The following is an 8,649-nucleotide window of genomic DNA, read 5'->3' on the forward strand; positions in this document are numbered from 1 at the left end:
CCCGATTAATGGGGGTTTTCTCTCGATGCCGTCCGCAAAACGACCCGGTCCGCCGGAAAGATGATCTCGACTTTGGTGCCGGCATTTACCTCACTGTTGATCCGGATATGGCCATCATGCAACTCAGCCAGACGGCGGCAGATATAGAGGCCAAGGCCGGTGCCGCGATCGGCGCGCGCCACATGGGGCTTGGCCTGGTAGAAAGGCTCGGTCAGATGGACAAGATCCTCATCCGATATGCCGCAGCCGGTATCACGCACTGCCAGGATGCATTCTCCGTTCGCAGACAAGCGCCAGGAGACGGAGACAGCACCGCCTTTCGGCGTGAAGCGCACGGCATTGGAAACCAGGTTGTTCAAAATCTGGTTCAGGGCCTTTGGATCTGCCTCCAGCCAGATATGTTCTACCGCATCAAATTCACCGGTGAGGCTGATGTCCTTGCCGATCAACTCGGCGGAAAAGATCCGCAGGACATAGGATGAAGCCGCCCGCAGGTCATTCCGGGCGGGTACGATATGATACTCGCCGCTTTCAATCTTTGAAAGATCCAGGATGTCATTGATCAGCAACAGCAATTGCTGACCGCTCTTGTAAATCAGATCGGCATATTCCTCATATCTTTTGTGACCCAGTTCGCCGAAGGTTTTGAGCATGAAGATCTCTGAAAAACCGAGGATGGCATTCAAGGGCGTTCGCAAATCATGGCTCATGGAGGCCAGGAAGTCGGATTTTGCCCGGTTGGCTTTTTCCGCGCGTTCCCGTGATTCCCGTAGGTCATTTTCCATTTTCTTGCGTTTAGAAATATTCAATGCGGCGGTGATGACGCCATCCACCTGGCCCTGTTCATCCAGTAGGGGCACCTTCGTGGTCAGGACCGTATGTTTCCTGCCTTTGAAATCCGGGATTTCCTCCTCGAAATTGATCAATGGCAGGCCGGTTTCAATCACCTTGCGGTCATTCTGGTCGGCAATCTCGCCCATTTCTGTTCCAAGGAGGTCACCCATGGTCTTTCCGACCACCTCTTCCGGTTCGACACCAAACAGCCATTGCGCCTGGTAGCGGTTGACGAAACGGTATCTGCGATCCAGCCCCTTGACGCTGATCGTAGTTGGCACCGTATCCAGGATGGTGCGCAACAACTGCCGGTTTCGAAGCAGCCGGATCTCCGTTTCCTTGATCCGTGTCACATCCCGGCCGGTGCCTCGATAGCCTTTGAAGGTACCCTTCTTGTCAAAAACCGGACGGCCATTGTTGGACAGCCAGCGGACCGTGCCGTCGGGCTGGGGGCGCGGGAAGACAAAATCCTCAAAGGCGCGGTGGTTTTCAAGATCGTCCAGCTGCCTTTGCATCATCTCGGCCGGAATGCCGGTAATGCCGGTTTCCTCCCGCTTCTTGCCCATCAGATAATCGGAGGAGACGCCGGTAATCTCCTCAAAATGATCAGAGAAATAGGAATAGCGCAGATTTTCATCCATCTCCCAGAACCAGTGTGCGGATGATTTTGCGAAATCCTCAAACCGCTCTTCATTCCAGCGATGGGCTTCGATCTCCCCAAAAAGTGAGGGGGAAGGCTCCCGGCGTCCGCGCAGCCACCAACCGGCCAGGAAACCGAGTGCGCCCAAAGCCAGCATTCCGGCGGTCCAAAGGGTGATATCGGTTCCGTTAGAGATATCCAAAATACTGTTGCTGCCGCTTTTATCGGGTCAATACCGGATCTTCCAAGCTTTACAGTCACATAAAACCGGTTCGAAAGGAAGACGAATCAAAGCGTTGTATTGGTCAGATCTTAGATCATCGACTGTGCGGCGGCCTGACCGGTCCAATAGGCTCCCTGAATGGAGGCATTGGATCTTTTTGAACAGGCCTCGCCGGCGAAAAACAGACGCCCGTCAATTGGTTCTGCCATTTTTTCGCGCATCGGGTAACAACCGGGCAGGGCGGTTGAATAAGCACCCTTCACCCAGGGTTCGGTACGCCAGGCGGTGACAATTTCGCGATTGATGCCTTTGGTGATGTCACTTCCAAAAATCTGGCGCAGCTTTTCCGAATAATAGTCAACTGCCGCAGCCTGCCCGGCCTGTTCCAGCCAGTCGGCAAAACGGCCGCCATTGACGAATTCGACATAATTATAGCCGAAGGGTCTTACTTGAATATGGATGGCTTCCTCATCGCCGAATTTGGCCAGGAAGGAAGCCGGGACATCATCGCCAAAGGGGGCCTTGTCATATCCCAGGCAGATACGGTTTTGGTTGCCAAGTGGCAGGCCGTGCACTGCCTGCATTTTCCAGTCCGGCAGTCGCGGCGTGAATTTAATGTCGCCCGCGGCCAGGATGCCGGTGGAAATCGTGAGTAGGACCTTGTTGGCAACGATGTTGCCTTTGGATGTTTTAAGGATGATCTTTTTCCCGGACCAATCGATCTCGGTGACGGCCGTATTGAGATGCACGGGGGCATCTGCTCCCCAGCGGGCGACCAGCGTGCCCAGCCCTTCAACAATCGGACAATCTTCAACATCTTCATCATAATCCAGATAGGCGGCGGCGGAGGCCTGGTCCACGTCAACCGAATGATCGAGGGAAGAATAGTAATTGAAATAGGGCGCCCACCGGCTTTCCTGATCCGTGGCCTCGAAGATGGAGAGATCCCCACCGTTTTTGAGAGCGTTTTCCATCAATGCAAACTGCCGATCCCAAAAAGAGTTATAGTCCCGGCTTTGTGCGTTGTTGAGCCATTGACCATCTTCCAGGATCAGATCCGGTGTATCTTCTTCAAAATAGGTAAAGCCCAACTTGTCCGCGATCGGCTTGAAGGGATTCTGGCTGGCCACATGCATCCAATGGGCGCCAAGGTCAAAGACCTCTCCGGGCCTGACCTGTTCCGTATAGGCGCGCCCCCCGATCCGGTGCGATCCTTCCAGGATGACAAAATCGCGTCCGGCCTTGGCCAGGGTTTTGGCAGCCTGCAGGCCTGAAATGCCGGCACCGACGATGACAATATCTGTTTCCGAGGAACTGGACATGATTTGACCTGGCAAAAATTCGTTAATGGCTGCGCCGTCTATCATTCAGAAACCGGGCCCGCAAGCGGGTATTGGTGTCCGGTGCCAGGATCGCATTGGTTGACAATACAATCCTGTGGCCCCTCTAATTTGATAGCATGAAAAATGGTCCGATGGAAAAAGCGGTGCGATGAACGGGATATCCCTGCCGGAAAAAATGATGGCTGAGGCCGAAGCACTTTTGGCGGCCGACAAGGCTGCGGAGGCGCTTCCCCTGCTGGAAACTTTGGCCAGGGGCGCGCCCAGCGCGGACAATATCCGGAAGCTGGTTGATTGCTGTTTACGTGCCGGATGCCATGAAGCGGCATTCAACTATCAAAAACAGCTGCTGGCCCTGAAACCGACCGGGGCGAATTGGGTGTTGTTGGCGGAAATGGCGCTGGGGCAGGGCGCGGTGGAAAGCGCGCTGGATATTTTCCTGAATGCGCTTGCGGCACATCCCGAAGATCCGGTGATCCTGCAGGCGGCCGTCGGATCTCTGGAGAGGGTCAATTGCCGGGTTTATGATCCGGTTTTGGCGCGGTTTTTGATTCTGTTGTTGGAGCGGCCGGATCAAAACCCGTTGTCTGTTTATGCCTATGCCGCCCAGCAGGTAGCCTCTGCGCCGCCTTTCCAGCAATTGTTGGCGAAAGCGAAGACGAAGACAGGTCCGGTACTGGAAGAGTTGAGCCCGCTGACTGAGCTGCCGTTATTGCCCGTTCTGTTGAAGCGGGCCTTGATCCAGGGGCCAGACCTGGAAACAGCCCTGATCGCGATCAGGAAATGTCTGCTCATAGCCTTCACCGGCGGTTCCGTGCTGGATGAGAAAGCCACTGTATTGCTGTATGGCATTGCCGCACAATGTTTTGCCGGGGAATATATTTACCGGGAGACAGTGCCCGAAGCGCAAGCGATTGCGGCTCTTGAGGCCGATCTCTGCCAGCAAAAAGGCAGTGTCGAAAGACAAAAACAGGCGGCGGTCATAGTAGCCTGTTACCGGCCTATTGCTCGCAATCCGGCAAAAGCTGCTGTTGTTGAGCTGGCACGCGATCATGGGGACCCGGATTTTTCCGCGTTTTGCGTAAGGCAGATTAAGCAGCCGGAAGAAGAGGCGCGCATTGCCGAGGGCATAGAAACGCTCTATGCGCCCCGGGATTTGGTTTCGTGCCATGTGAAAGAACAATATGAGATGTCGCCCTATCCGCGATGGTGGGCGGCAAATCGGATTTTAAAACGGTCGCTGGCGGAAGATCTGCGTCGGCAAATCCCAGCCTGTCCAATCGCGGATTTCCCCGACATGCCGGAAAGACCCGAAATACTCATCGCCGGGTGCGGCACGGGGCAGCATGCGATCATGGTGGGGAACAGCATAGAAAACGGTGTTGTCACGGCATTGGACCTCAGTCGCAACAGCCTCGCCTATGCGATCCGGAAAGCCCGTGAGATGGCGGTCACGAATATCACGTTTTACCAGGCTGATATTTTGGAGCTGTCCCCCTGGCAGCGACGCTTTGATGTGATCGAGTCCATGGGGGTGCTGCATCATATGGGCGATCCGATGGCTGGCTGGCGGATACTGACCGGATTACTGGCGGATCGGGGGCTAATGAAGATTGGCCTCTACAGCAACCTGGCGCGCCAGGATATCATCCGGATCCGGGCTCTGATTGCCGACTGGGGGTTCGATGACAGTCTTGACGGAATCCGGGCTGTACGCGAACGCATACGCGATGGGGCGGATCTTGGGGAAGAAATGCGGCAATCCATTCTATCGGCTTATGATTTCTACTCCAGGGGCGGCTGTCATGACCTGCTTTTACACCGTCAGGAATATTGCTTCTCCATTCCCGAAATCAGTCGGGCGCTGTCAGAATTGGGTCTTGAATTCATGGGCTTTCAACTGAGCCATTCTGGAATACAGCAAAAATACCGGGCCGAATATCCGGATGATATCTGTATGCGGGATCTTGATTGCTGGCACGCATTTGAGACCCGCTATCCCGGTATCTTTTCCAATATGTATGCGTTCTGGGTCAAGAAAGCGCGATAAGGAGACGCAACAGTCTTCGGCTCAGGCCGATTTATTCGGTGAGGGCCGGATGGTCATAGCCTTTAGGGCCAGCCGATGGCGCGAAGGCCTGTCTGCACATCCCGGCTCGCGGCAAGGGCCTCATTCTCCGGATAGGTGAAGCGCAGTTTGACAAACTGCCCTTTGGCCTGGAACAGGGCCAGGCTGGTCCAGTAATTGCGCCCTTCGACTGCGTTGAGATATTTGAAAACCGCGACGCGGCCACGGCCGGTATCGCCATAAGTGCCGTTGGAGATCCAATCTTCCCGCACCTTGGTGAGCGAGGGAAACTGCGCTTCAATTGTCTGGATAGACTGGCCGAAATAGGCTTCGAACGAGTCGGTCTCAGTGGGTTCGGCCACATAGATCGTCAGCCGCCGGTTGGAGGTCCGATAACCTTGTGACACTTCCTTGCCATCAATCCGGTAGGCATTCAGGCTGAACCGTTCCAGATCACCGAATTTCTTGGGGAAGATAAGGCCCGATTGCTTATGCAGGATCCCGCCATTCTTCTTGCCTTTTTCCCAGGCATCCGCATTGGCATTGATGATGCGTTCTTTGGCCTGGGCCGAATTCTTGGCCAAGTTCTTTTGCCCGAGCATGAAGGCGGTGTGAATGATACGGTCCAGTACCGGCAGGCGCTTGGGACTTGCTTCACCCTGTTCAATAATCATTGCCCCGTCAGCATTGCTATAGGCATCGAGGGCCTCTTCATAGGCCCCTTGGTCCTTCAATTGATCGCCTTTTTTTACAAGGGCTGGAATATCGACGCTGATTATTTTGGCAAGCTTTGGGGCGGGTTCATCGATGGGCCGCGCTTTGGGGCGGGGATAGACCTTATGTTCCGGATTTGGGCCGCTGGCCACAGAAAATGAACTGTCTTCCTCCCCGGCTTCCGCGGTCTGCTCCGGATCTTCGTTTCCGGCATTGCCGGAAAGCGCTACGGTCAGATCCGCACAGGCGGGCAGCAAAAGGAATAGGGCTGGCAACAGACGTTTCATTTTCTTTCCCCCCGAAAAGAAACATGCAGGAAGGCGATCCCATTTTCTGTCACAGCTTTGCCAAAGAGGAAAGCGCTATTACTTCAAATGCTTCTTATCTAGGTACCGTGACGCCTTTCCGTTATGCTCTAAAGCGCGGTTCAAACAAGTGTTTATACGCTTAATCAGGCTGTCTGTACCTCATATCCGGTTGCGGTGGCGGCATTGGACCAGATTGCGTCCAGGGTGGCTTTTTCGGCCGTCGTCAAACAGGCCATGAAGCCGGCTGATGCGCTGCCCCTGGTGAAACCCGCCATGGCAGTGACCAAGCTGATAATGTCGGTCGTTGAGACCTGTTTTGCCGTCTTGGCATTCTTGTCATAATCGAAGGCAAGTGCCGTCTGGCGGCCGGTGCCGGTGAACCAATCCTTCACGGTGACGGTGCCGACCTCGACAATTGGCGCGGTCGTCTGCGTCGCCTGATCCCAGCGGTCAATCTCGATCACCAGATCATCATTGGCCTGCTTGAACCAAAGTTGGTCGATGGAAAGGCCGGAGCCGATCACCAGCCTGTCTTCTGATTGCAGGTCCATAACTGAGGTGGATTTGACATCCTCGGTCACCACAAATGTATCCTGGCCGCTGTCGCCCCAGAAATCCGATGCAGTCCCACCGAGATATAGCGTGTCATTCCCCGCACCGCCGTCATTCACATTGTTGTTGCCGTCCGCATGGCCGATGATCACGTCGTCGTCGCTCTCGCCGAAAAGGACGTTGCCGGCCCCGGCGGATACCAGGATATCCTTGCCGGTGCCCATATACTGGACACCCGCCCGGCCGAAATTGAGGATATAGTCCACGCCGCCACCCATGCGATAGGTATTCTGATAGCCGATACCGATCAGGAAATCGTTGCCTTCGCCACCGGTGATCTCGTTCCAGTCGCCGATGCTGACCACCATATCGTCACCATCGCCGCCATTGACCCGGTTTTCGGACCCGACCGCCATGACGAAATCTTCGCCCTTGCCGCCGCTCACCCGGTTATAGAGCCCCAGCCCCAGCAACACATCATTCCCATCTCCGCCATCAATCAGATTTTCCGCACCCGACGCCAGCAGCATGTCATCCCCCCCGCCGGTAAACAGGCGGTTGTCATGGCCGATGGCAATAGCGGTGTCGTTGCCATTCCCGGCCATATAGATGTTGGTCTCGCCCAGCATGAAGGCCATGTCGGCACCGGCCCCGCCGAACAGGATATTGGCCTGGCCGACACCGAAAATCAGATCGCCATCCTCTTTCAGGAAGCCGCTTTTGGTGAAATATTCCTGCATCTCGCTGGAAAAACTGCCATCGGTGGACGGGCTGCCGCTGAAATAGTCCCACAATTTTGTCGACCATTCCGGGATCGCTGCCCATAAACCAAGGTCCGGCAAGGACCCGACCATCGGGAACATGTTGGCTTCATCCATGTAATTGGGATTGATACCGGTCGCGGCCCCCGCCTCGGCATAATCGCCTTGGCCCTTGGTCATGCGCTCCGTATCCTCGCCCATGCCAAAGGGTTTAAAACTGGAATTTTCAAACAGCCTGCCGCCCAGCTGGCGGAAATGATCCGCATTCTGCGCGCCGCTGTTTTGGTAATGATCGCGGTTGGCAGTATCCCCCAACCCGAGATTGACGGAGCTGTTGATCAGGGTGAAGACATTGCCCAGATACTGCATGCCCGGCATGGTGAATTTAAACTCAAAGGATTTGGAAACCGCGCTGGCCCAGTTCTGACCCACCTGTTCCGGGCTCTGTGGGCTGACGCCACCGTCATCCTCGCCTTCCAGGCCGACCGCGTCGCCCAGGGTCATATTCTGCAGCTTGATCTTGCCGCTCAGCCCCAGGTCTTTGAGCACCGGCCCCAGCACAGGAATGCGCTCCGTCAGTTTGATCTCCTGATTTTTGGAGGATTGCAGGGCATTGAGCGAGAAATCCAGCATGCTGGACCAGGTGTCGGCAAAAACCACGTTAAACTTGCCGATCGCCATGATCACGTCAGCCCCCTGGCCGCCGAAGACCACATTGCCTGAGGCATTTTTGATGGCATCCTTCGCCGTGGTCAGCGCGTCATTCAGTTTTTCCTTATAGGTTTTTGCCGGTTGGGCATTGGCCTGCTGTTCGGCCTTCTTCTCCTGCGCTTCTTGGTATTTCTTCTTTTCGTCCTGGTATTTGGAAACCACGCCCGCCCATTTGAAATCTTCCTTCGGATTGTAGAAGAAATTGGCGATCCGCCCCAGGAAGGTTTTGTTGGTGCCGGTGAAAGGCAGGCCGGATTCCTTGGAATCCTTGTATTCCTCCTTGGTCGGGAACGGGTTCAGTTTGGAAAAATCCAGTTTGATCTTAGGATCAATCGCCAGGATCACATCGTTGGACTGACCCCGGTTATAGATGAGGTTGCGATTGCCGATCACTACCTGAACCCCTTCCAGCGCCCGGTAGGTCTTGCCAAAGGGCAGCGGCATGTTGACCGCCTGCTTGGTGCCATCGGCATCACCGATCCGCACCATGATATTGTT

Annotated in this window: 5 protein-coding genes; 1 reads left to right on the forward strand and 4 read right to left on the reverse strand. The window is 55.2% G+C overall.

Annotation, left to right across the window (positions count from 1 at the left end; genetic code table 11):
* Positions 1-5 precede the first annotated feature (5 nt).
* Positions 6-1,676 carry a PAS domain-containing sensor histidine kinase gene (locus tag DFP90_RS21245; RefSeq protein ID WP_147301088.1) on the reverse strand — a complete coding sequence of 557 codons (1,671 nt, stop codon included), beginning with the start codon at positions 1,674-1,676 and terminating at the stop codon, positions 6-8.
* A 110-nt stretch (positions 1,677-1,786) separates the two neighbouring features.
* Positions 1,787-3,019, reverse strand: a complete 1,233-nt coding sequence (locus DFP90_RS21250; protein ID WP_181905499.1) for a flavin monoamine oxidase family protein — start codon at positions 3,017-3,019, stop codon at positions 1,787-1,789.
* A 169-nt stretch (positions 3,020-3,188) separates the two neighbouring features.
* On the opposite strand from DFP90_RS21250, the gene DFP90_RS21255 reads away from it, so the two are divergent.
* Entirely contained in the window at positions 3,189-5,087 is a 1,899-nt protein-coding gene (locus tag DFP90_RS21255; RefSeq protein ID WP_115939295.1) for a class I SAM-dependent methyltransferase, read from the forward strand.
* Between the two features lie 62 nt (positions 5,088-5,149).
* Here the strand turns inward: DFP90_RS21255 and DFP90_RS21260 are convergent, their stop codons facing one another.
* Positions 5,150-6,106 (reverse strand): hypothetical protein, encoded by a 957-nt coding sequence (locus DFP90_RS21260; RefSeq protein ID WP_115939297.1) that lies wholly within the window; start codon positions 6,104-6,106, stop codon positions 5,150-5,152.
* A gap of 164 nt (positions 6,107-6,270) precedes the next feature.
* Positions 6,271-8,649: calcium-binding protein (locus DFP90_RS22995; protein WP_181905500.1), on the reverse strand; the 2,379-nt coding region annotated here is incomplete at its 5' end.

It is taken from the genome of Aestuariispira insulae, from assembly GCF_003385955.1.
Lineage (GTDB): Bacteria > Pseudomonadota > Alphaproteobacteria > UBA8366 > Aestuariispiraceae > Aestuariispira > Aestuariispira insulae.